Annotated in this window: 21 protein-coding genes; 6 read left to right on the plus strand and 15 right to left on the minus strand. The window is 62.5% G+C overall.

Going from position 1 to position 22209, the window contains the following annotated elements:
- Positions 1 to 49: 49 nt before the first annotated feature.
- The 3 genes from ABSG20_RS17970 to ABSG20_RS17980 all read right to left on the minus strand — a co-directional run bounded on the left by ABSG20_RS17970 (position 50) and on the right by ABSG20_RS17980 (position 3605).
- Positions 50 to 925: an ABC transporter permease gene (locus ABSG20_RS17970; RefSeq protein ID WP_423865855.1), complete on the minus strand. Its 876-nt coding sequence runs from the start codon at positions 923 to 925 to the stop codon at positions 50 to 52.
- Between the two features lie 79 nt (positions 926 to 1004).
- Positions 1005 to 2336 carry an ABC transporter substrate-binding protein gene (locus ABSG20_RS17975; protein ID WP_423865856.1) on the minus strand — a complete coding sequence of 444 codons (1332 nt, stop codon included), beginning with the start codon at positions 2334 to 2336 and terminating at the stop codon, positions 1005 to 1007.
- 555 nt (positions 2337 to 2891) lie between these two features.
- Positions 2892 to 3605 (minus strand): helix-turn-helix domain-containing protein, encoded by a 714-nt coding sequence (locus ABSG20_RS17980; RefSeq protein ID WP_423865857.1) that lies wholly within the window; start codon positions 3603 to 3605, stop codon positions 2892 to 2894.
- A 163-nt stretch (positions 3606 to 3768) separates the two neighbouring features.
- Here ABSG20_RS17980 and ABSG20_RS17985 point away from each other — a divergent pair, with 163 nt between their 5' ends.
- Positions 3769 to 4086, plus strand: a complete 318-nt coding sequence (locus tag ABSG20_RS17985) for a c-type cytochrome (RefSeq protein ID WP_423865858.1) — start codon at positions 3769 to 3771, stop codon at positions 4084 to 4086.
- A 16-nt stretch (positions 4087 to 4102) separates the two neighbouring features.
- Here ABSG20_RS17985 and ABSG20_RS17990 read toward each other — a convergent pair whose 3' ends face one another.
- From ABSG20_RS17990 to ABSG20_RS18000, 3 genes are read right to left on the minus strand one after another with little or no spacing between them, the layout of a single operon-like run.
- The gene (locus tag ABSG20_RS17990) at positions 4103 to 5209 is read right to left on the minus strand and encodes an ABC-type transport auxiliary lipoprotein family protein (RefSeq protein WP_423865859.1); all 1107 of its coding nucleotides are present in this window, start codon (positions 5207 to 5209) and stop codon (positions 4103 to 4105) included.
- A gap of 3 nt (positions 5210 to 5212) precedes the next feature.
- Positions 5213 to 5992, minus strand: a complete 780-nt coding sequence (locus tag ABSG20_RS17995) for an ABC transporter ATP-binding protein (RefSeq protein WP_423865860.1) — start codon at positions 5990 to 5992, stop codon at positions 5213 to 5215.
- 2 nt (positions 5993 to 5994) lie between these two features.
- On the minus strand, positions 5995 to 7131 hold the full coding sequence (locus ABSG20_RS18000; RefSeq protein WP_423865861.1) for an MlaE family lipid ABC transporter permease subunit: 1137 nt from the start codon (positions 7129 to 7131) through the stop codon (positions 5995 to 5997).
- 166 nt (positions 7132 to 7297) lie between these two features.
- Here ABSG20_RS18000 and ABSG20_RS18005 point away from each other — a divergent pair, with 166 nt between their 5' ends.
- Both ABSG20_RS18005 and ABSG20_RS18010 read left to right on the plus strand, forming a co-directional pair.
- The gene (locus tag ABSG20_RS18005) at positions 7298 to 7573 is read left to right on the plus strand and encodes an ElaB/YgaM/YqjD family protein (protein ID WP_423865862.1); all 276 of its coding nucleotides are present in this window, start codon (positions 7298 to 7300) and stop codon (positions 7571 to 7573) included.
- A gap of 1 nt (position 7574) precedes the next feature.
- Entirely contained in the window at positions 7575 to 8093 is a 519-nt protein-coding gene (locus ABSG20_RS18010; RefSeq protein ID WP_423865863.1) for a phage holin family protein, read from the plus strand.
- Positions 8094 to 8128: 35 nt separating this feature from the next.
- On the opposite strand, the gene ABSG20_RS18015 is transcribed toward ABSG20_RS18010, so the two are convergent.
- Together ABSG20_RS18015 and ABSG20_RS18020 are read right to left on the minus strand one after the other, a co-directional pair.
- A complete protein-coding gene (locus ABSG20_RS18015; protein WP_423865864.1) occupies positions 8129 to 10822 on the minus strand; it encodes a bifunctional acetate--CoA ligase family protein/GNAT family N-acetyltransferase in 2694 nt (897 codons plus the stop codon).
- Positions 10822 to 11661, minus strand: coding sequence for a universal stress protein (locus tag ABSG20_RS18020; RefSeq protein WP_423865865.1), 840 nt, complete (start codon positions 11659 to 11661; stop codon positions 10822 to 10824). Before ABSG20_RS18020 ends, ABSG20_RS18015 begins: the two co-directional genes overlap by 1 nt.
- Before the next feature lie 245 nt (positions 11662 to 11906).
- On the opposite strand from ABSG20_RS18020, the gene ABSG20_RS18025 reads away from it, so the two are divergent.
- Together ABSG20_RS18025 and ABSG20_RS18030 are read left to right on the plus strand one after the other, a co-directional pair.
- Entirely contained in the window at positions 11907 to 13301 is a 1395-nt protein-coding gene (locus ABSG20_RS18025; RefSeq protein ID WP_423865866.1) for a bifunctional aminoglycoside phosphotransferase/ATP-binding protein, read from the plus strand.
- Between the two features lie 251 nt (positions 13302 to 13552).
- Entirely contained in the window at positions 13553 to 14416 is an 864-nt protein-coding gene (locus ABSG20_RS18030; RefSeq protein ID WP_423865867.1) for a CHAD domain-containing protein, read from the plus strand.
- Between the two features lies 1 nt (position 14417).
- Here ABSG20_RS18030 and ABSG20_RS18035 read toward each other — a convergent pair whose 3' ends face one another.
- Positions 14418 to 16097, minus strand: a complete 1680-nt coding sequence (locus ABSG20_RS18035; RefSeq protein WP_423865868.1) for a PHA/PHB synthase family protein — start codon at positions 16095 to 16097, stop codon at positions 14418 to 14420.
- 238 nt (positions 16098 to 16335) lie between these two features.
- Complete coding sequence (locus tag ABSG20_RS18040) at positions 16336 to 16704, minus strand: hypothetical protein (RefSeq protein ID WP_423865869.1); 369 nt, start codon at positions 16702 to 16704, stop codon at positions 16336 to 16338.
- A gap of 184 nt (positions 16705 to 16888) precedes the next feature.
- Between ABSG20_RS18040 and ABSG20_RS18045 the strand changes: the two genes are divergently transcribed.
- Positions 16889 to 17617 carry a CBS domain-containing protein gene (locus ABSG20_RS18045; protein WP_423865870.1) on the plus strand — a complete coding sequence of 243 codons (729 nt, stop codon included), beginning with the start codon at positions 16889 to 16891 and terminating at the stop codon, positions 17615 to 17617.
- 16 nt (positions 17618 to 17633) lie between these two features.
- On the opposite strand, the gene ABSG20_RS18050 is transcribed toward ABSG20_RS18045, so the two are convergent.
- The 5 genes from ABSG20_RS18050 to ABSG20_RS18070 are packed head-to-tail and all read right to left on the minus strand — an operon-like array spanning position 17634 to position 22187.
- Positions 17634 to 18473: a phosphodiesterase gene (locus ABSG20_RS18050; RefSeq protein ID WP_423865871.1), complete on the minus strand. Its 840-nt coding sequence runs from the start codon at positions 18471 to 18473 to the stop codon at positions 17634 to 17636.
- Positions 18473 to 19537 carry an ABC transporter ATP-binding protein gene (locus tag ABSG20_RS18055; protein WP_423865872.1) on the minus strand — a complete coding sequence of 355 codons (1065 nt, stop codon included), beginning with the start codon at positions 19535 to 19537 and terminating at the stop codon, positions 18473 to 18475. The genes ABSG20_RS18050 and ABSG20_RS18055 overlap by 1 nt, the downstream gene beginning before the upstream one ends.
- Positions 19534 to 20319: an ABC transporter permease gene (locus ABSG20_RS18060; RefSeq protein ID WP_423865873.1), complete on the minus strand. Its 786-nt coding sequence runs from the start codon at positions 20317 to 20319 to the stop codon at positions 19534 to 19536. The genes ABSG20_RS18055 and ABSG20_RS18060 overlap by 4 nt, the downstream gene beginning before the upstream one ends.
- Positions 20320 to 20323: 4 nt before the next feature.
- Entirely contained in the window at positions 20324 to 21139 is an 816-nt protein-coding gene (locus ABSG20_RS18065; RefSeq protein WP_423865874.1) for an ABC transporter permease, read from the minus strand.
- Between the two features lie 40 nt (positions 21140 to 21179).
- A complete protein-coding gene (locus ABSG20_RS18070; protein WP_423865875.1) occupies positions 21180 to 22187 on the minus strand; it encodes an ABC transporter substrate-binding protein in 1008 nt (335 codons plus the stop codon).
- Positions 22188 to 22209: the final 22 nt, after the last annotated feature.

Genomic DNA, 22209 nt, shown 5'->3' on the forward strand with positions numbered 1-22209 from the left:
CGGCGGACCGGCATGGCGTCGGCATCGCGGGCTGCCAGCGGATGGTCGGTCACCGCGTCAGCTCCCTGCGGACATCGACGGTGCGCAGGATCGCCACCACCAGCAGCGAGACGATGATGGTAAGGACGGTGGCGCTTGCCGCGGCCGTCGGATATTGCAGCACGCCGATGTCTTCATAGAAGGCGCCGACCACCGACGCCGAGCCGCCGCCGGACATTACTTTCACCACGAAGAAGTCACCCATCACGATCGAGACCACGAAAATCGAGCCCAGGGCAATGCCGGTCTTGCTCAGCGGCAGAACGATGAGGCGGACGATATCGAAGCGCGACGCGCCGGCGTCCCGCGCCGCCTCGATGGTGCGTTTGTCGATCCGCGCCATCGAATTGAAGATCGGCACGATCATGAAGATCGTCAGCTGATGAACATAGGCGATCACGACCGCGAGGCTGGAAAACAGCAGTACGTCGAGCGGTTGGGCGACGACATGGGTTTTGATCAGCGCGCTGTTGATCAGCCCTTCCTTGCCGAGCAGCGGTATCCACGAAATCATGCGGATGATGTTCGAGGTCCAGAACGGCACCGTGCAGAGCAGGAAAAGCCCCAGCGCCAGCAGCTGATTGCGAACATGGAACACCAGGAAATAGGCGACCCAGAAACCGATCAACAACGAGAAGAACCAGGCAAAAACCGTGAATTTAAGCGTTGCCCAGTACAGTTGATAGGTGAGCGCCGAAGTAAAAACGCTTCTGTAATTGTCCAACGTGAAGCTCGCAATGATGCCGCCAAAGCCGTCGCTCTGCACAAAGCTGGCGGCGACCACACCGATGATCGGGACGATGAAGAACGGTAACAGAATCAGAACGAGAGGAAGGATCAACAGCCACCCTGCTAGACCCCGCCCTGCTTTGGCTTTGCTTTCCATCGGTTCCGATTCCACAAACGCCAGTTCACCGAGCGCGAAGCCTGAGCCGAAGGGCGTCTCAGGCCTTGTCGCCCAGCCGTCAGGCGACCTTGAAGTCGTTCCAACGCTTGTTCATATAGGCGGCCTCGTCCATCAGCGTGTTCCAGCACGAGATGTTCTTGACGCGGTCCAGGAACGAACCGCCATCGCGGACCGTCCCTGCCTTTTCCATCGGCACGCCGTACGGATCCTTGATCTCCTCGGGCGCCGGCTTGCCCTCGTACCAGAACGCCCATTCGGTCGGCGTCATGAACTTCTTGGCCGACGACGGCACCGGGCTGTAGTAGCCGTAGCGGCTGACGAATGCGCCCTGCCAACCAGTATAGTACCAGTTGATGTATTCGTAGGCGGCATCCAGCTTCTTGCCGCTCAGATGCTTCATCAGGCCGAGGCCGTTGCACCAGCCGCGATAGCCTTCCTTGTCGCCCTTCTTGTTGACAGGGGCATAGACGCACGGGATCTGCTTGACGCGGACAGCGGCGACGGCCGGCGACCACATCGACTGGATGATGACCTCGCCCGCCGCCATCAGCTGCACCGACTGGTCGAAGGTGGTCCAGGTGGCGCGGAAGTGACCCGACTTCTTCAACTCGATCAGCTTGTCGGTCGTGAAGTCGATCTCCTGCTTCGTCATGTTGCCTTTATTGCCGTATTTGATCATACCGGCACTTTCGAAGCAGAGCGCGGCGTCCATGATCCCGATCGCCGGCACGTCAAGAATCGCGGCCTTCCCCTTATATTTCGGATCGATAAGATCCTTCCATTCCGTCACCGGATGGTCGACGAGATCGGGACGGTAGCCGATAGAGTCGGCGTTGTAGACCTGCGGAAGGAACGTAGCCCACTCGGTGACGCCCTCGTGCAGATCGGTTGCGTCAGGCTTCTCGATATACATCGCCTCGTAGGGCGAGATGCCCTGACGCGGGATCAGTTGCCCGTCGAGCTCACCCTTGGTGAAGATCGGCAGGAAATTGTCGAATTCCTTGATCTTCTTGACGTTGATGCCCTGGATCACCCCGCGCTTGGCGGCCAGTTTGGCCTGCCAGCCCTCGAGATCCGGGATATCGACGCTGTTTGGCTGGGTGATGAAGCGATTGATCGCCGCCGAGGTGTCGAGGTTCTGCATTGTGACCTTGAAGCCAAGATCCTTTTCGGCCTGGTCGCCGATCGCCTTCACTACCGAGTAGGACACCCCGACGTGGCGCAGCTCGATGTCCTTGATTTCCTGCGCCCAGATCATGGGAGCGCCGATCACGTTCGATCCGGCCGCCGCGCCGGCGACCGCTGCGGCGCCTTTCAGAATCTGTCGCCGTGAAGGCCGTTGCTGCTTGGCAGCACCACCTTTGCCGAGTTTGTCGGTATCCCTGCCCATTGCCAGCTCCTTGAAAAGAAAGTCGGTTGCGATTTTCGCCAATCTCACTTGGGCGTGAACGCTAGCAGCGGGGTGACCCGACACGAAATGAGAAGTTCTCATTTAATGAATAAGGCGTTCTAATGCGGATTTGCACAGAAACTGAGCGTCAACTGGCTGTATCCTGCTCATCGATGGCTAAGGAGTGAGCCTCAACCAACAGCGTCTTCCGGTTGACGCAAATTGGACATCGGCCAGTCAAGGATCGAGACTGCGGGCGGTTCCAACCTCTGATCGGCGATGCGATCAACCACTTGGTCTGGGCGGCAGCGCTTCAGATCTGTCCCGCGAAAGGCATTGCCATTTGCAGATCAGAACGCAAACCGTCTGCGTTAAACTCATCTTGCGGCCGTCGCGACCTGTCATTCAGGCCACCACCACCCTGTCGGATCTTGCCCGTCATCGGGCGCGCATTCGCGGGATCGCGATGACGGGGGATGGGACAGAGTGAACCTCACGCCATCCGTTTCATCCGGCCTCGGACCACGTTATCGGCCCCTCGCAATGACGGGAGCCTTAGGCCGCGGCCAGGGCCTCGGCACGCGCCGGGTCCAAGAGGCAGATGCTTCCCGGCAGGATTTCGATCACGCCGCCGCGTTCGAGCTTGGTAAAGGTGCGGCTGACCGTCTCGATGGTCAATCCAAGATAGTCCGCGATGTCCTGGCGGCTCATCGGCAACGGCACCGTTTTCGCGGGGCCTCCGAGAACGGCCAATCGATCGCGCCATCCGACCAGAAAGATCGCGACTTTTTCTTCCGCCGAACGGCGTCCGAGCAGAACCATGTGGTCCTGAGCCTGGCTCAGTTCGCGGACCGCCATTTCATTGATCCGGCGCAGCAGCTTCGGCTTGTCCTCGCTGAATCGCGCGAACGGAGCCCGGGGGAACCGGCAGACCACAACCGGTCCGATCGCGTCGGCAGAGAAACTGTGGCGCGATGATGCCGTCATTCCCAGGAAATCGCCGGGTAACGCAAATCCCACGATCTGCCGGCGACCGTCGGGCAAGAGCTTGTAAAGCCGCATCACCCCCTCAAGCAGATTGTAAAATGATGTCGTGATCTCCTCCTGGGCGAACACCGTCTCGCAGGATGCAAAATGAATGTGGCGACCCAGATGCTCCAGCCCGCGCAGCTCGGACCGAGCGAGCGCCGCGCAGATACTGAGCGGGCGTATCGAGCAAGCGGCACAGGGTTCGCCACCCGAATTTACTGCAACCACAGAAATCTTCATAGACCCCCCAGATCGACTGGGCTGCGACCCGATTGCTCCGCCGCGCCCGTCGATCGATGGCATCTTAACTGATCACCGGAATAGCCGTTGATGCAGATCAAGTAATGCCCCCCTCGATGCACTATCTTGCTTGACGGCCGCAATCGGGGGAGACCGGTTCGTGATGCTGCGATTTGCCCTGCCCTACATCCTTGTCACCCTGCTGCTGACGGCGCCGGCGTTCGCCGCCTCGCCGGCCGAACAGCGCGGCAAGAGCTACGCGCAAAGCCATTGCGCGCGGTGCCACTCGATCGATCGGGAGACCAACAGCCCGCTCAGGATCGCGCCGCCATTCCGAACCCTGCATCTGCGCTATCCGATCGAAACCCTGGCCGAAGCCCTCGCCGAAGGCATCTCGACCGGCCATCCAGCCATGCCGTCTGCCGAACTCGATCCCGATCAGATTCACGATCTGCTGTCGTATTTGAAAACCCTCGAATAGCGCTCTGCCATACCCACTATTGCAACGCCTGCACGGTCCAGGCGATCATGTCCTTTGCAATCCGGCCGAACGCCATGTCAAAGGCGGCGTCGGCTGCTGCAGGCTCGAGCTTTGCGAACTTCTCGCCGGCCTCAAACAAACGCGAAGCGACGACTTTTCCGTTCTTGTCGACAATCCTCGCCGACAATCCGATCTCGACCGCAGGCTCCGCGTCGACCGCGATCTGGAAATGCCTCACATCGATCACGAGCTGGTTGTCGGCCTGTCCGATGTCCGCGCCCCGCAGCGGCGCGTGGGCGATATCATAATTTTCAAAACTCTCGATCAATCGAGCCTGCAGCAATTTCGGAATGCTGTCGGCCCAGATCACATCGGCAAAGGCGGGATAGTCCCCGGCGGGTGCGAACAGGAAGCGCTGGGTCTCGAGCATCGCAACCGCAGTCGGCTCGGGAAGCGCCAATTGCCCCTTGATGGTCTTGCCCGCCGGATCGGAAAATTGCGCGGCGTGCAGATCGTAGGTGATTTTTTGCACCGGTGTTCCGCCACCGGTCATCTTTTCGATCCCGCCGACGATGCTGTCGAGTTTGCCGGCGTTGCGCGCCAGCCCTTCGGAAAACACCTCCAGGTTGGCGATGGTGTTCTTCAGCGGCTCGGAGTTTTCGGCCAACACGCTGTCGACCCGCCGCAAGGCGTCGCGGGCGGCCTGGGTCATGCTCTGACCGGCGCCGGGTTCGGCAATCAGCGTCGACACCGCGCCGGAATTTGCCGGCAGCGTGCCACCTTCCAGCGCGATCACGGGAACCCCGGTCAGGCCCTGGAATTCCAGCCCGACCTTGGTGTCCGATCGCACCGGCGTCGCCGAGGCAATCGAGATCGTGGCGTTGACCTGGCGCGGGCTGTCCGGTGCGAGGCCAAGATCGGTCACCTCGCCGACGCGGATGCCGTTGAACAGCACGCCGGCGCCGACCAACAGCCCCGGCACCGAGCCGTCGAACTGGACGTGATAGCTGGTCCGCGGGCCAAGTCCGCCGGAGTTGTTCAACCAGTAGACGAAGCCGAACGCGGCGACGATGGCGGCCAGAACGAAAGCGCCGATGACGACGAAGGGTGCGCGGGTTTCCATGTTTTAGCTCGCTTTGGGTTGCAGCATCTGGGAGCGCTTGCCGTGGAAATAGGCCCGCACCCAGGGATGTTCGGATTGCAGCAGTTCGCGCATCGGCCCGATCGCGACGATCTTGCCGTCCGCCAGCGCCGCGACCCGATCGCAGACGGTATTCAGGCTGGCGAGGTCATGGGTGACCATGAAGACCGTCAGTCCCAGCGTTTTCTGCAAGGTCTTGATCAGCGCATCGAACTCGCCCGCCGCAATCGGGTCCAGCCCCGAGGTCGGCTCGTCGAGAAACACGATCGCGGGATCGAGCGCGAGCGCACGCGCCAGCGCCACGCGCTTGGTCATGCCGCCCGACAGTTCAGCGGGAAATTTGTCGCCATCCTCTGGCAAAAGCCCGACCATTTCCAGCTTGGCGGTCGCAATCTCGTCCATCAAGCCTTGCGAAATCACAAGATTTTCGCGCAACGGAAACTGGATATTCTGCCGCACGGTCAGCGACGAAAACAGTGCGCCCTGCTGAAACAGGATGCCCCATCGTCCAGCGGCGTTCTGGGTGCTGCGATCTTCGCTGCGCCCGATCGCCGCGCCCATAACCTCGATCTCCCCGCTTCGCCGCGGAATGAGCCCGATGATGGTTCGCATCAACACCGTCTTGCCGCCGCCGGAAGCACCGACCAGGCCGAGGATCTCGCCCCGGCGGACATCGAGCGACAGATGGTCGATCACCACCTGGCGGTCAAACCCGACAACAAGATCGCTCACGCGTATCGCGAACTGAGGAGCCGCCTGCTGCATCGCTACATTCCGATCGATGCGAAGAACACCGCAAACAGCCCGTCGAGCACGATCACGAGGAAGATCGATTTCACCACCGAGTTTGTCGTCTGCTTGCCGAGCGACTCGGCGCTTCCCTTCACGCGCAAGCCCTCGCTGCAGGCGACGATGCCGATCGCCAGTGCCATGAACGGCGCCTTGATGATGCCGACCTTGAAGCTGGTGACGGACACAGCGTCGTGCAGGCGCGCGATGTAGATCTCCGGTCCCATGCCGCCATAGAACTGTGCCACCAGCCCGCCGCCATAGAGCGCCGCCATCGATCCGATGAAGCTCAGGATCGGCAACGCGCATATCAGCGCAATCATGCGAGGCAGGATCAGGACTTCGACCGGATCGAGGCCCATGGTCGACAGGGCATCGATTTCCTCGCGCATTTTCATCGAGCCGAGCTCGGCAGTGTAGGCGCTTCCCGAGCGGCCGGCGACCATGATCGCGACAATCAACACACCCAATTCGCGCAGCACCAGAATGCCGACCATGTCGACGACGTAGGAGTCGGCGCCGAATTTGCGGAAATGGAAGAAGCCCTGCTGTGCGATAATGGCGCCGATCAGAAAGGTGATCAGCACCATGATCGGGATCGCCTGAAAGCCCACCCGGTAGAGCTGATAGACCAGCGACGTCAACCGCAGCGATCTCGGCCGGCGCAGCACGCCGACGAGGGCCATGAAGAGCGAGCCCAGCATCTGCAGGAACGCGCTGACGTCTTCCGTCGCACCGACCGCGGAGCGGCCGATATCGTTCACCTTGGCCACGGCGGGATTTAGTGTGGGCGCCGGAGCCGGATTGCGGCGGTTGACCTGTCGGATCTCATCGATCAGCCCGGCATACTTGTCGGCGACGCCGGTCACCTCGGCGCGATGACCGGCTAGAGTCGCACGCCGTGAGATTTTCTCGAGCAGCCAAGCCCCGAGCGTGTCGAGTTCGCGCACGCCAGCCATATCCAGCTTGACGGCTTTCGACCGGTCAAGCTGCTCAGCGACGGCGTTGGTGAGCTGTTCCAGGGTTTTCACATTGGCCGTGGTCCAGGACCCGCCTGGATGCAGTTCAAGCACATCGGCTGATGACGTGGCCGTTAACTGGGGTGGGAGCGCCAAGATCTGTGTTCCTTGTCCATGGGAGGTTTCTTTAAACGCCGGCCCGGCGTCCAGTTTGACTTGCCTCAAGACATGGAATGCCCCTTCTTTGCTGTTTGACGCAAATCAATGGCGCGGCGGCAAGGCCGCCTAGAATTTTGCCGCGATTTGGCCACAGGACAAGCCAATGTTCGACTCTTTCGAGTTGCGGGATGAGCTGCAGGCGCTCAAAGTCGATCTATCGCGGCTGCTGAACACGACAAGCGAGGGCCTGTCCGAGGCCTCCCGCAACCGCGCCGATGCGCTGGCCGATCAGATCAAGGCGGCGTTGAACGATCTTGGCGAGACGCTGGGCGATCAAGAAGACCATATCGACAAAATCATCTCGGAGCGGCCGGTCGCGTCGCTGGCTTCCGCTTTCGCACTCGGCGTCATCGTCGGCTGGCTTACGGGGAGAAATTGAGGTGAACACTGAAAACGTCGTCAAACAGCTGCGCGTGCTCTGGCGCACCGACCGGATCATCGCCGAGCTGCGGATGCGGCATATGCTGGTCGGCCTTGGCTTGCGGGCGTTCGCGGCGCTGATCGCGGCCTTTGGCCTGTTGATGCTGGAACTGGCGGCCTATTTCGTCCTGGTCCAGATCTGGAGCGCGATCTCCGCCGCGGCCATTCTGGCCGGGGTCAACTTTGTGATTGCCGCCATCCTGTTCGCGATCGCGGCGAGGCCGCCGGCCGGCCGCGAACTCGAGCTCGCCACCGAAATCCACGGTTCCGCGGTCGACGCGCTGCAACTGGAAGCGCGGGCGCTGCAATCGCAGGCCTCCGGAATGGTCCACCATCCGCTCAACGGCTTGCTGCCTTTGTTGATCGTGCCGCTGATCACCATCATCATCAGGAGCCTGAAGAAACCGGCTGCAACCGCAAGGGCCGCGGCGGCAAATGCCGCGGGACCATCGCAATCGCAGGGTTCGGCACCGGGCTGACCGCGAGGAGAGCCTGCCAACGGCGCCGTATCACTTCAAAGCTTGAGCTTCACGTTGCAGATACCGTGCTCCTGCGGATCCGACCTTATCTCGAAACCGAGATTCCGGCACATCTCAAGCATGATGCTGTTATCCTGCAGGACGTCCCCGGAGATGGTTTTGAGCCCCTCGGATTTGGCATATTCGATGATCATCTGCATCAGGGCCCAGCCAAGCCCCCTGCCCTTGAGATCGGACCGGAGCAGGATCGCATACTCGCCGCTCTCGTAGATTGAATCGGAATGAATGCGAACCACGCCGAGCAGTTCGTGGGTGGCTTCCTCAAGCGCGACAAAGGCCATCGCCCGGGCATAGTCGAGCTGGGTCAGGCGCGCGATGAACTCGTGGCTGAACTCCTTCATCGGCGCGAAGAACCGCAGCCGCAAATCGATCATTTCGACCCGGCGCAGCATTTCGTGGATCAGCGGCTCGTCCTCGGGGCGAATCGGACGTGCGAAGACCCGCAAGCCATCCTTGAGTTCGATGTGGCGCTGCCATTGCGACGGATAGGGCCGCACCGCGAAGTTGGCAGGTCCCGAGCCTGCGAACTTTCGTAACGCGGGTCCGATGCCGACACGCGCATCGACTGCCAGCACTCCGCTCTCATCGGCGAGCAGCGGATTGATGTCCAACTCGCGGATCTCGGGAATATCCGCAGCCATCTGCGCGAGCTTGACCAGAACCATCGCGACAGCATCCGGCTTGGCCGCGGGCACGTCGCGATAGCCGCGCAGCAAGCGCGAAACGCGGGTGCGCTCGATCAGATCGCGGGCCAGTGGCAGATCCAGCGGCGGCAGCGCCAGCGCCTTGTCATTGATAACCTCGACGGCGGTACCGCCGCGCCCGAACACGATAACGGTGCCGAAGGTCGGATCGTCGGCGAAGCCAAGGATCAGTTCGCGCGACTTCGGCCGCACCACCATCGCCTGAACGACGACGCCGGATATCCGCGCCTCCGGCCGCACGGCTTTCGCCCGCGCCAGGATATCTGCTGTCGCCGCGCGCACCGCGTCTGCACTGGTCAGGTTGAGCACCACGCCACCGACATCGGATTTGTGAATGATGTCCCGGGACATGATCTTCAGCACCACGGTCGCACCTTCTGCGAACAGCCCGGACGCGTGGGCGACGGCCTGCTCGGCATCGGCGGCGGCAACGGTCGGCACCATCGCGATTTCATAGGCCTCAAGCAGCCGCTTGGTCTCGACCGGATCGAGCCATTGCCGGCCATCGGCAATCGCGCTGACAACGATGTTCCGGGCCGCGGCGATATCGGGGGCAAACTCGCTCGGCATCGCCGGCGGGACCTGCGCCAGCTCCGCCACCACCTCGCGGTGCCGCACCAGATGCATGAAGCCCAGCACGGCATCGACTCCGGTCGAGTAGTTCGGAATTCCGGCGCCGCTCAGGAGATCGACGACCTTCTGCTCCGCACCAACCCAAACCGCGAGCACCGGCTTGGCCGCGCGCTGGCGCTGCGTGCGGTACTTGCGGACCATGGCCGTCACTGTAGCGGCGATTTCGTCGGCGGGAGCCAGCGCGGTCTGGACATTCATCACCATGACCGCGTCGTTGCTGGTGTCGGCCAGCAACACCTCCAGCGCCGCCGCATAGCGCGCGGCGTCGGCGTCGCCGACGATATCGACCGGATTTGATCCGGACCAGGTCGGCGGCAATACCGCGTCGAGCTTTTCGCGCGTGGCAGGCGCGAGCGCTGCGGGAACGCCGCCGAGCTCGGCAAGGCGATCGACCGCGAGAACACCGATGCCGCCGCCATTGGTCAGGATCGCCAGCCGCTTCCCCGGCGGCGATTCGATGCGCCCGAGCGTCTCGGCGCAGTCGAACAGATCGCGAAGATCCGACACCCGCAGGATTCCGGCGCGACGGAATGCGGCATCGTAGACCGCGTCTGAACCGGCGAGCGCGCCGGTGTGGGTGGCGGCCGCTCTTGCACCCTGGATCATGCGCCCGGATTTGACGACGACGACGGGTTTGACCCTTGCGGCCGCGCGCGCCGCGGACATGAACTTGCGCGCGTCCTTGATGGCTTCGACATAGAGCAGGATCGCGCGGGTCTTGCCATCGAGCGCGAAGTAATCCAACAGGTCGGCGATATCGACGTCGAGCTGGTCGCCGATGGAAACGATGCCGGAAAAGCCTACCCCGCGCTGCGCCGCCCAATCGACCATGCCGGCGGCAATCGCGCCCGACTGGGAGATCAGCGCCAGATTTCCCGGGCTGGGCATATGCGCGGAGAAACTGGCATTGAGCGCGGCTCCGGGCATCATGATGCCGAGGCAATTGGGCCCGATCAGCCGCATTCCATGCTTGTGCGCCGCCCGTTCGGCGGCTTCCGCCATCGAGCCCGCATCGTGGCCCAGGCCGGCGGAGACAACGAGAGCGCCCGCCGCGCCGCGCTGTCCGGCCTTATCGATAATGCCGGCGACCGCCGACGCCGGCGCCGTAATCACCACGAGTTCAGGCACAAAAGGCAATTCGCCGAGGCTGCCGACCGTGGCAACGCCCTCGATCTCGGGGTATTTCCTATTCACCACGCCAAATTCGCCCTTGAATTTGGTCTTGCAGATATTTTGAAGAATGGCCCGTCCGACGGAGCCCTGGCGCGGTGACGCCCCGACCAGCGCGACCGAACGGGGCAACAGCAGATTTTTCAGATGATAGGTGGACATCAGTGCGACATCATGACCCAGCAAGGTGGCTGCCCTATGACGGTTTTGGTCACGCCACCCCATAAAATTTCGTTCAACCGGGAGTGACGGTAGGCGCCCATGACCAGAAGATCGATCGCGTTGGCCCTGACATAGGCCTCGAACACCTTTCCGACCGAACTGCCGTCGATTTTCACCGTCTCAAAAGTGGCCTTGATGCCATGCTCGGCGAGGTGGCTGGCAAGCGCCGCCCCGGATTCCAGTTCCGCCGGCGCTTTGTTGTCGGTCGCCGTGATGATGCGCACGCTCGCGGCTGCCTGAAGCATTGGCAATGCATCGGCAACGGCCCTTGCGGCCGGCGCGGTGTGGTCCCACGCGATCACGACATTGTCGAACACTACCGCCAGTTCGGCGGCGAATTCCTCCGGGCACAGCAGGATCGGCCGACCCGATTCGAAGATCAATCGCTCGATAATCTTTTCTGACTGGCCGCCCTGCGACTTGACCGGGACAATCGAGAGATCCTTCAGCCGGGCCGACAGCGCGAAGTGCGCGGGAATTTCCGCCGTGGCAACCCGGCTGAGTTTATGCTCGCAGCGGACGCCAAAGCGAATGGCCGCGGCGTCGGTCGCCTTCAGCAGGCCCTGCGCGTCCGTGACGCTGCGCACGGCCTCGGCCACGGCAGCATTTTCCAGATCGGCCGAAATCACGATCGGCCGGACCACGATGTCCTCTTCAACGGCAATGGCGGTCACGCGAGCCCCGATATCGCCGGCCACGGCGACGCATTTGTCGATCGCAGCCACCGCCGCGGCACTGGGCTCGCCGACAAGCGGCAACAGGATATCCTTGATCGGCATGCGCGCTCTCCCTCGACCACGACAATAGGTTGCTGACATGCGTCAGCCATTGATCTTCATCAAAAAGAGGATTTCCTGTGATATCACCACCACCGTCATGCCTTTGATGGAGGTCAATGGCTCGCCGGCCCCCTCCCCTATGCACTATATCATCGATCCTTCCGGAGAAGCAGATGCACTTCCATCTGAAATGGCGGGCACGGCGCAAGCGCGCCTCTGCCCACCCTGCGCGATAGAGCCGGCGCATGGCCGTTTCGGAGAAGGGCGACGCCGGCATGCAGCAGCGCGTGTTTGGGTTTCTGACCGATCCGGCGACACATCAACAGGTTCATCGCATCGACACCCATGCGGCGTCGGTATTTCTGGAAGGCGATCGCGCCCTGAAGATCAAGCACGCCGTCCGCTTTGCCTTTCTTGATTACTCGACGCTTGACAAGCGCAAAGCCGCCTGCGACGAGGAAATCAAGATCAACCAGACATTTGATCATCTGGCGGAAGCGGGCGCACCCGATCCCGCTCTCGTCGACGCCATGGCGGCGGCGATCGCGGCCTGCCACAGCGTCGCGCCGGCGGCGCCGGCCGAACCGTGGATCGCCTCGATCCCGGGCATCATCGACGGCAATACCACGGCGTTCCGGGCCGCGGGCTGCTTTCCGGCCGGCGACGTCGATGATCTCGCGGCAGCCTCGCGATCGGCGTTTGAGCGGATAGGCGGCTTGCTGGAACGGCGCGGCCGGCAGGGCTACGTCCGGCGTTGCCACGGCGATCTGCATCTGGCGAACATCGTGCTGATCGATCAAAAGCCCGTGCTGTTCGATGCGATCGAGTTCGATGCGACGATCGCCTCGATCGATGTGCTCTACGACCTCGCCTTTCCAACCATGGATTTCCTCCGCTATGGCCGGCGGGCTGCAGCGAATACCCTCCTCAGCCGATATCTTGGGCTGACCGCAAGCGACAATCTCGACGCGCTCGCGGCGCTGGCGCTGTTCATGTCGATGCGCGCGGCGATCCGCGCCCATGTGCTGCTGGCGCGCCGGCGCGGTCCCGACAGCGCTGACGTCCTGCATTCGGCACGGTGCTATTTCGAGCTGGCGCGGCGGTCGATACATCCGCCGGCGCCGGCGCTGGTCGCGATCGGCGGCTTGTCCGGGACCGGAAAATCCGTGCTGGCGCGCGCGCTGGCGCCCGATGTGATGCCGCAGCCGGGAGCCGTGGTGGTGCGGAGCGATGTGCTGCGCAAGCAGCACTTTCAGGTCAACGAAACCGACCGGCTGCCGGCCGGTGCCTACCGGCCTGACATCACCGAACTGATTTACGAGAGGCTGGCGCAACGCGCAGGCCGCGTGCTCTCACAAGGACATTCCATCGTGGTCGACGCGGTATTTGCCCGTGAAAGCGAACGCGCCGCGATCCGCGCCGCAGCGCGAAAACTCAATGTCAGGTTTGTCGGCCTCTTCCTCGTGGCGGACCTTGCTACACGAGTGAACCGCGTCGGCCGCCGCGGGCGCGATGCATCCGACGCGACGCCGGAGATTGCCGGGCTGCAGGAGAACTATGATACCGGCGCGGTCGATTGGGCCATCATCGATGCCTCCGGGACACCGGAGCAAACCCTCGAAAAAGTCAATCAGAGGTAGCTGAAACGACGGCTGGCGATTGCCGGGCGCAGGAAACACGTTAATATGCCGCCTGCGGCTGGGCGGTCATCGACATATCGGGCATGCACGGGGCAGATCCTAAGGGCAACACGAGCCGTCAATCGCCGCGAGTGGGGCGGTTCAGGTTTTACATGCCGCCATCTGCGAAAACAGCAGGCAAAGCCGCCACTGCCGCAGGACCGGCTCGGCCGTGGCGGCGCGGCGAGGCCATACCGAGGCTGCATTGCGGGATGGCGTGCGAGAGCGCATTTCGAATTGTCGCGCACCGCGCGCTTGCGGACCTCACAGCCCATCATGAAGCGACTTGCAACGGCGATCCGGCGGCGCTGCATGACATGCGCATAGCGCTCACCCGCCTGCGTACCGCCATATTGTTTTTCTCGCCGATGGTGGCTGGTCCCCAAAGGACGCGGATAAGGCATGAATTGAAGTGGCTCAACAGCCATCTTGGCACGGTCCGGGATTTCGACGTCGCGATCGAACGGCTCAAGGCGATCGACAAGACACAGCCGCAACCCGCTCGTTATTATCGCTCCTGGGACACAAAGCGCGCCGAGGGCCATCGCCAGCTGGCGCGGGTGCTTCGCTCCGTCAGGTATCGGCGTATGGTCAAAAGCAGCTCCGATTGGATCGAGAATGGATCCTGGTCGACCAAGCAGGGAAAGCCGGCAGCCAGAGAACGCGCGGCCCCGGTTGCGGATTACAGCGTGGGCAAACTGGCGCGGTGGCAGCAGAAGCTCTTGAAAAAGAGCCGCAAGCTTCTGCAGATGGATCCGGAAACGCGACATCGGTTGCGTCTGTTGAACAAGAAACTCACTTATTCAATCGAGTTTCTGACAGACCTGTTCGCGGACAAGGGATTTTCGGGACAACGCGCCTGGTTGAAGTATCTGCGCAAGGCGCAAAGATCTCTCGGGCAGTTGAACGACGATGCAAGAGGCCATTCGCTGGCGGCCGCCCTGCAGCGCAACGGCGCCACCGCGACCATGCGCGTTCTTAGCCCGAAGCATCAAAAGCGCCTGTTGCGGACGGCAGCCCTGGCCTATCGGAAACTTGAGGGGCTGAAATCATTTCAGGGGCCAACGCATTTCTAACTTACCGGCGAACGTAGTCACCGGGCGCATCAGGCAGGTTCGGGCCTCCCGCACGCGCAACCCCCATCCGCGGCGGTTCGACCGGCTCGCCGGATTGCGCGGCCAGCCACTTCGTCCATTCCGGCCACCATGATCCTTCGACCCGCGGCGCGGCCTTCAGCCATTCGTCCGGACCGATATAAGGGGCATCCGCCGCCTTCGACTTGACCTGATAGAAGTGTCCGGGCTCGCGCGGCGCTGCCACAACGCCAACATTATGGCCGCCGCTGGCCAACAGATAAGTGACGTCGGCCTCCACCTGGTAATGGATCTTGTAGGTCGACTTCCAGGGCGCCACGTGGTCCCTGACGGTTCCGACCACGAACACCGGCACGTGAATATCCGACAGCGCGATCGGCTTGCCTTCGACCAGGTAGCGGCCTTCGGCCAGATCGTTGTGCAGAAACAGTTGGCGCAGATATTCGGAATGCATCCGATATGGCAGCCGCGTCGCGTCGGCATTCCAGGCCATCAGGTCGCTGGGCGGCGCGCGTTCACCCATCAGGTAGTCGCGGGTGATCCGGGACCAGATCAGATCGTTCGAGCGCAAAAGCTGGAATGCCCCGGCCATTTGCGTGGTTTCGAGCACACCGTGCTGCCACATCATGTCTTCAAGGAACGCGACCTGACTTTCGTTGATGAACAGGGTCATTTCGCCGGCCTCGGTGAAATCCGTTTGCGCGGCCAGCAAGGTGATCGACTTCAATCTGGTGTCGCCGTCGCGGGCCATGACAGCTGATGCAATCGACAGCAAGGTGCCACCGAGGCAGTAGCCAAGCGCGTGAATTTGACTGCCTGGGACGATGTCCCCGATGACATCGACCGCAGCCACTACACCGAGCTTGCGGTAGTCGTCGAAGGCGATATCGCGGTCCGCGGGCCCCGGATTGCGCCAGGAAATCATGAAGACGGTAAAGCCTTCGCCGGTCAAGTACTTCACCAGCGAATTGTGCGGCGACAAATCGAGGATGTAATATTTCATGATCCAGGCCGGCACGATCAGGATCGGTTCCGGATGCACCTTGCCGGTGGTGGGGTAATACTGGATCAACTCGATCAGTTCGTTGCGGAACACCACCTTGCCGCGGGACGTCGCGACGGTTTCGCCGACGACGTAGTCCTGATTCCCGCTTGGCCGGCCCACGGACATCAGCCGCATCACGTCGCTGCACCAGTTCCGCCAGCCGAATACGAAATTCTCGCCGCCGCTCTGCAACGTCTTCTGCAATACTTCCGGATTGGTCGCCGGGAAATTGGACGGCGCCATCATGTCGAGCACCTGCCGCACCGAGAACTCGACGATGGCCTCGTTCGGCCGCGCCACGCCGCGCACGCCTGACGTCGCGTCGTGCCACCACCGCTCGTTCAAAAGAAACGCCTGGGCGAGCAGGTTGAATGGCGCACTCTCCCACTGCTTGTTGGCAAAGCGCCGGTCCTGCTGCTGCGGCGCGATCAGCGACCAGGGACTCCGGCCGGAGGAAAAATAATGAAGCGCCGTTTCGAACAGCTGTGCCGCGTTGCGCAGGCCGCCCTGGGCGATCTCGACCTGCCGCTGCGGCGCAGCCGCCAGATGCGAGGCCCAGTCGATATAGGCGAGCGACAGCGCAACCGGCGAAATGCCGCCGGTCAGGCGCGCCAGCATGGCGTGAAAGGCCCGGTCAACAGGATATGGCTCTGGCTGAGGCCCCGCTGAGGTCTCTGACCTGACCTCAGGCCGAGACCCGGCAACGACGGCTTGGCGCCCCTCGCCATAACCCGGGGCATGGGCGGGACACGGCAGCCGCGATGTCAAAGCCTTTGGCAAGGTTGATATCGACGGCATGGAATCGGTCGCTTTCACGTCTTGCCAAATCATAAGACCTCAAAGTTAGAAAGACCGATCAGCTTGCGGGCCGGCTCTTGAACAGCTTCGAGGCGGTTTCGATGGCTCGTTCGCCATGCTTGAAGAGCCGCTCGCTGTCGCGGCGGATAAAGTCGATCTGATGCTGGCCGCACTCCTCGAACATCATCTTGATACCACTGACCGAGTGTGCTCCGGCCATTTTCGAGACGAATTCCGTAAACAGGTGCGCTTCGGTCTGGGCCCGGTCGAGCGTTTCGTTGCCAACGAACACGATCTCCTCGAGCAGAACCTTTTGGGCACCGAACATGAAATCGAGCATGCGCTGGCTCGCCCTGGTCGTCCGCATCGTGGTTTCGGCCGCCGGTTGCCCGTTGGTCGCGGCCTGTGGTTCGGAAAACTCTGCCATGACGGTCTCTCCCTTTCGTTCCGCTGCCTTGCAGCCCTCGGATCATGCGACCTGCCGCCGGCAGCGCATTGAGCTGCATCAAGGAGCCGCAACGGGCCCCCGGCCGCTTGACCTGCGTCAAATCGCGACGCGCGGGCTGAATTAGTCTGAACTGAAGCATCAATCCCGAACCCATGGAGGCTCCATGCGTGCCCATCAGATCATGACCCGGGCGGTCATCACCGTCACCCCGGACACCAAGATCGCCGACGCCGCCAACATCATGCTTCAGAAACATGTCAGCGGGCTTCCGGTGATCGACGCCTCCGGCAAACTCGTCGGCATCGTTTCGGAGGGCGACTTCATTCGCCGCAGCGAAATCGGCACCCAGCGCAGGCGCAGCCGCTTCCTGAAATTCATTCTTGGTCCGGGCAAGGCGGCAACCGATTTCGTTCACGAGCACGGCAGCAAGGTTTCCGAAATCATGACGCCGGAACCGCTCACGGTCAGCGAAGATACGCCGCTCGAGCAGATCGTGGAACTGATGGAAAAGAACGGCGTCAAGCGGCTGCCGGTCATGAGCGGAGACAAGATTGTCGGCATCGTATCGCGCGCCAATCTGTTGCAGGCGGTGGCAAGCCTTGCCCGCGAAATTCCCGATCCGACCGCCGACGACGACCATATCCGCAACCGGGTCATCGATGCGCTCGGAAAGTACGACTGGTGTCCGTTCGGCCTGAGCGTGATCGTGCGCGACGGTATCGTGCATTTGAGCGGGGTGATCACCGAAGAACGCTCGCGGCAGGCCGCCATCGTCGCCGCGGAGAACGTTACCGGGGTCACCAAGGTGCATGACCATCTGTGCTGGGTCGATACCATGTCCGGCATGTACCTGAACTCGGCCGAGGACGAGGACCTGGCCAAGGCAAGCTGACCGAGCCGTTGCCGGCTCACAGCGGCTTCCCGTCACGAGCAAAAAACGGATGCGGACCCTCGAATTGCCCGATCGGCACCTGATGGGTGACGACGTGGCCCAGGCCTTCATCCGGAAACCAGCAGTGCAAATGAAAGGCCGCCGGCTCGATCTTGAAAGAGGGCTCGCGCAATTCGGCGAGATCGAGATCGACCGCGTGATTTGGCGCCGGGCAGATCGTTGCGGGCACACCGGCAAACAAGGTTAGTACCGCGCGATGAACATGACCGGCGGCGATCAATTGGACGCGCCGATGACGTCTGACGATATCGGCCAATTCGCCGGCATTGCGGAGATGTTGGCGATCCATGTGCCCGATGCCGGTCTGGAACGGCGGATGGTGCAGAAACAACAAGGCAGGCCGGGCCGGCGCGGAAGCCAGCGTCGCCTCCAGCCATGGCAGGGTCGTCGCGCCGAGTTCGCCATGCGGCTCTCCGGGAACGCTGGAATCCATCAGCACCAGATCGATGCCTTCGACTTCGACGCATTGATTGAGCGGACCAGAGCCGAACGCATAGCCGGCCAGCGGAAACGCGGCGCGCATCATTTCGCGTGAATCGTGATTACCGGGAATGCCGGCAAAAGGCAGCTCGAGCTGGGCCAGCAGGCGCTTGAGATGTTCATACTCGGCGGCCGCCGGCGTATCGACAAGGTCGCCCGAGATAACCACGAGATCCGGTCGCGGCTCCAATGCGTTCAGGGCGGCGACGCAGCGCGCAAGCGCGCCGGCGGTATCGACCCGCCCGTAGGCGAGCACGCCCGGCAACTTGATGTGCAGATCGGAAATCTGCGCAATGTAGACTGGTCGTCGCGACATTAGTCTTCCCTCGGCAAGAGCCTGATGGCGTCAGGCGCAATCAAAAGGCCGATCCGGTCGCCGGCGCGGGCCTGGATGTTGTTCGGCGCATCGACGGTCAGAGATTTGCCCGAGGCGCCGCTGACAATCACGCGCTGGCGGTCGCCGATGAAGCTGATACTGTCGACGGTTCCCGAAAGCGGCGCGCGGCCTGGTTCAACGATGGCGATGGTTTCGGGGCGGATCATGACGACCGCTTCCGGCAGGTTCGCCACGCCGCCGGTCGGCTGCCGGCCGCCCGGCAGCACGAGATCGCCGTTCTCGAGCGGTGCTTCGATGATGTTGGCCGCGCCAATGAATTCGGCAACGAAGCGGTTCTTCGGGGTGAAATAGATCTCGCGGGGGTTGCCGATCTGGGCGATCGCGCCCTTTTGCATGACCACGATGCGGTCGCCGAGCTCCATGGCCTCGGACTGATCGTGCGTCACATAGATCGTGGTGATGCCGAGGGCGCGCAGCAAGCGGTTAAGTTCGCCGCGCAGCCGATCACGCAACGCAGCGTCGAGCGCGGTCAACGGCTCGTCGAGCAGCAGGATGCCGGGCCGGATTGCCACCGCGCGGGCCAGCGCCACGCGCTGGCGCTGGCCGCCGGAAAGCTGGTCGATGCGCCGGTTCTCCAGCCCCGGGATATTGGTCAGCCTCACCAGTTCGGCCACGCGCGCCGCCCGCTCTTCACTTGCCATGCCCCGGATCTTGAGGCCATAGCCGATATTGTCGGCGACGCTCATGTTCGGGAACAGCGCATAGGACTGGAAGACCATGCCGACATTGCGACGCTCGATCGGCACCGCGGTCATGTCGCGGCCGTCGAACAGCACCCGGCCGCCGGTGTCCGGCAATTCCAGCCCGGCGATGATGCGCAGCATGGTGGTCTTGCCGCAGCCGGAGGGACCGAGCAGCACCAGGGTTTCGCCGCGCGCGATATCCAGCGTCGCCGGCTCAAGTGCACGGGTGCCATCGGCAAAGGTCTTGCCGCAGCTCTCGATGCGCACCGCGGCGCCGCCTTGTCCCGCGGCCGGGTTCATCTTGCCCGCTCCGCGCCGGCAAACATCTGCATCGCGACCAGGAGCGGAATGATCATGACAAAGAAGATCAGCGTATAGGCCGAGGCCACTTCCAGCCGCATCGAGGCGTAGCTGTCGGCGAGGCCGATAGGCAGCGTTTTTGTCAGCGGCGTGTGCAGCATCCAGGTCAGGTTGAATTCGCCGAGCGACAGCGTCACCACCATCAGGCTGCCTGCCAGAATCCCCGGCAGGGCATTGGGAACGATGACGTCGAGAAACCGCCGCCACGGCGACGCCCCCAGCGATGCCGCGCCCTCGTCGAGCGTGCGGATATCGACGGTCGCGAACACCGCCATGACCGATCGCACCATGAACGGCATGGTGAAGACGACGTGACCGGTCAGGATGAAGAGCCAGGAGCGGCGAAAGCCGGCAAACCCCTGATAGGTCAAGAGCAGCGCGAGCGCGATCGCAAGCCCGGGTATGGCCAGCGGCAGGGTGATGATTTCCTCGACGATGCGCGAGAGCCGCCCGCCGCGGACGTGCAGCGCATAGGCTGCGGGAACGCCGGCCAGCAAGGTGACGACAAGCGTCGCCGAAGCGATCACGAACGACAAAACGATGGTGCCGGCATAGAGGTCAAAGACCTGGAAGACCCAGTGCAGCGTCAGGCCCGAGGCGATGCCGCGAAAGTAATTCACGGTGATCCCGGCCGAAATCGACAGCAAAGCGGGCACCACCAGGAAGGCGGCGACCAGCAGCGTGAAGATGAGCTGGCCGATGAAAATCAGGCGATCGCGCATGGTTTCATCCGGCCGCAGCGACGGCAGAGCCGCTGAATGATCGGGCCAGTGCCAGGATCGCCCAGGCGATGAGGCCGAGGCCGACCGACAGCGCCGCCGAGGTGGCGAAATTCGCCGCCAGCGTGAACTCGGTGTAGATCAGCATCGGCAGCACGTCGATATTGGTCGCCAGCGTGAAGGCGGTGCCGAACGCGCCCATCGCGGTGGCAAAGGCGATGGCGCCCGAGGCCACGAAGGCCGGCCCCAGCGCCGGCAGCACGACATCGCGCTGTACCGCGAAGGGGCCGGCGCCGAGCGAACGCGCGGCCTCTTCGAGGCCGGTATCGAGCTTCTGCACCGCCGCCATGATCGTGAGGATCACCCTGGGAATGGAAAAATACAGATAGCCCAGAAAAAGCCCGTAGATCGAATAGGCAAATACCAGCTTCTCGCCGAATAAATGGCTGGTGAGATCGCCGATCAGCCCCTGGCGTCCGGCCAAAAGGATGATCAGGAAGCCGACGACCACGCCGGGAAAGGCGAGCGGAAAGGTCAGCATCGCGATCAGCACCGCGCGGCCGGGAAATTGATGCCGTTGCAGGAACATTCCGGCCACCGTGGCAATGACCAGCGAAGCGATCGTGGTCGCGGTGGCCAGCAGCACGGTGTTGATCAGGGTGGCGCGGTAACGCGGCTCGGTCAGGATCGCAAGATAGCCCCAAAATCCCTGCGGCCCCTCGGCGCCGGTCACCACCAGCCGGGCCATCGGCAGCAGGAAGAAAGCAACCGTCACCACGGCGAGCGGCAGCAGGCACAGCGAGAGGAACGATTTATGCGGCATGAAAGAACGGCGCCCTCAAGCTTAAAGACACCATACTGCATCAGCGGACCTCGGCGAGATAGCGGTCGACAAAGCCTTTTTGCACGCTTTCCATCTGGCCCCAGTCAACGCTCGCCGCGCGGGCATAGTCGCTGTCGGGCAGGAATTTTGCCTTGACGGCGTCGGGCAGTTCGATCGGGCGCGCCGGGCGCAAATAGGCATTGGCCCAGATCGCCTGGCCCTTGTCGGACAACAGATAGTCGATCACCTTCTCGGCCTTGTCCTTGTCCGGGGCATTCTTGACAAGACCGACGACGTAGGGAAAGACCACCGAACCCTCGCAGGGGATCACGAATTCGAAATTGCCGTTCTCGGAATATTTGGCGCGATAGGCGTTGAAATCATAATCCAACAGGATCGGGATCTCGCCGGAAACCACGCGGGCATAGGAGGTCTGCCTGGGAACGATCGGGGCGTTCTCGCGCAGCGCTTTAAGAAAATTGATCGCGGGATCAAAATTGGCGGCCGAGCCGCCGAGCGCCCGGTTGATGGCGACCACGCCGACATATCCGACCGCGGCCGAGGTCGGATCGAGATAGCCGACCATGCCCTTGTAGTCCGGCTTCAAGAGATCCTTCCAGCAGGCCGGCACCGGCTTGCCGCCAAGCGCGTCCTTGTTGACGAACAGGCCGAGCGTGCCGGAATGGATCGTGGTCCAGTAGCCATCGGGGTCCTTCAATCCTGATGGCACCTGGTCCCAATTGGCGGGCTTGTAGGGCTCCAGCGCATCCTGGGCTTTTGCCTTCATGCCGAAGGTGACGCCGAAATAGCCGATGTCGCCGACCGGATTGGTTTTCTCCGCCAGGATCTGCGCCAGCGCCTGACCCGAATTCTTGTTGTCGTGGGGAATGTCATAATGCAGATCGGCCTTGATGGCCTTCAGCATGGAGGCCCAGTCCGCCCATTCCGGCGGGCAGTTGTAGCAGATGACGTCAGCCGCTTCAGCGGATCGCAGCGGCGCCAGCAGCGACACCGCCAGCAAGCCGAGGGCGAAAAGCACAGTCTTCATCAAGGCAACTCCGATTTTGCGG

The sequence above is a fragment of the Bradyrhizobium sp. genome (assembly GCF_049512235.1).
Lineage (GTDB): Bacteria > Pseudomonadota > Alphaproteobacteria > Rhizobiales > Xanthobacteraceae > Bradyrhizobium.

Coding starts and splice junctions, on each gene's coding strand:
- ABSG20_RS18060 (WP_423865873.1), bottom strand. CDS start 20,319: ATGCGCGATCGCCTGATTTTCATCGGCCAGCTCATCTTCACGCTGCTG.
- ABSG20_RS18005 (WP_423865862.1), top strand. CDS start 7,298: ATGTTCGACTCTTTCGAGTTGCGGGATGAGCTGCAGGCGCTCAAAGTC.
- ABSG20_RS17995 (WP_423865860.1), bottom strand. CDS start 5,992: ATGCAGCAGGCGGCTCCTCAGTTCGCGATACGCGTGAGCGATCTTGTT.
- ABSG20_RS18045 (WP_423865870.1), top strand. CDS start 16,889: ATGCGTGCCCATCAGATCATGACCCGGGCGGTCATCACCGTCACCCCG.
- ABSG20_RS17980 (WP_423865857.1), bottom strand. CDS start 3,605: ATGAAGATTTCTGTGGTTGCAGTAAATTCGGGTGGCGAACCCTGTGCC.
- ABSG20_RS18030 (WP_423865867.1), top strand. CDS start 13,553: ATGGCGTGCGAGAGCGCATTTCGAATTGTCGCGCACCGCGCGCTTGCG.
- ABSG20_RS18070 (WP_423865875.1), bottom strand. CDS start 22,187: ATGAAGACTGTGCTTTTCGCCCTCGGCTTGCTGGCGGTGTCGCTGCTG.
- ABSG20_RS17970 (WP_423865855.1), bottom strand. CDS start 925: ATGGAAAGCAAAGCCAAAGCAGGGCGGGGTCTAGCAGGGTGGCTGTTG.
- ABSG20_RS17975 (WP_423865856.1), bottom strand. CDS start 2,336: ATGGGCAGGGATACCGACAAACTCGGCAAAGGTGGTGCTGCCAAGCAG.
- ABSG20_RS18050 (WP_423865871.1), bottom strand. CDS start 18,473: ATGTCGCGACGACCAGTCTACATTGCGCAGATTTCCGATCTGCACATC.
- ABSG20_RS18065 (WP_423865874.1), bottom strand. CDS start 21,139: ATGCCGCATAAATCGTTCCTCTCGCTGTGCCTGCTGCCGCTCGCCGTG.
- ABSG20_RS17990 (WP_423865859.1), bottom strand. CDS start 5,209: ATGGAAACCCGCGCACCCTTCGTCGTCATCGGCGCTTTCGTTCTGGCC.
- ABSG20_RS18015 (WP_423865864.1), bottom strand. CDS start 10,822: ATGTCCACCTATCATCTGAAAAATCTGCTGTTGCCCCGTTCGGTCGCG.
- ABSG20_RS18035 (WP_423865868.1), bottom strand. CDS start 16,097: ATGCTGGCGCGCCTGACCGGCGGCATTTCGCCGGTTGCGCTGTCGCTC.
- ABSG20_RS17985 (WP_423865858.1), top strand. CDS start 3,769: ATGCTGCGATTTGCCCTGCCCTACATCCTTGTCACCCTGCTGCTGACG.
- ABSG20_RS18020 (WP_423865865.1), bottom strand. CDS start 11,661: ATGCCGATCAAGGATATCCTGTTGCCGCTTGTCGGCGAGCCCAGTGCC.
- ABSG20_RS18055 (WP_423865872.1), bottom strand. CDS start 19,537: ATGAACCCGGCCGCGGGACAAGGCGGCGCCGCGGTGCGCATCGAGAGC.
- ABSG20_RS18025 (WP_423865866.1), top strand. CDS start 11,907: ATGGCCGTTTCGGAGAAGGGCGACGCCGGCATGCAGCAGCGCGTGTTT.
- ABSG20_RS18040 (WP_423865869.1), bottom strand. CDS start 16,704: ATGGCAGAGTTTTCCGAACCACAGGCCGCGACCAACGGGCAACCGGCG.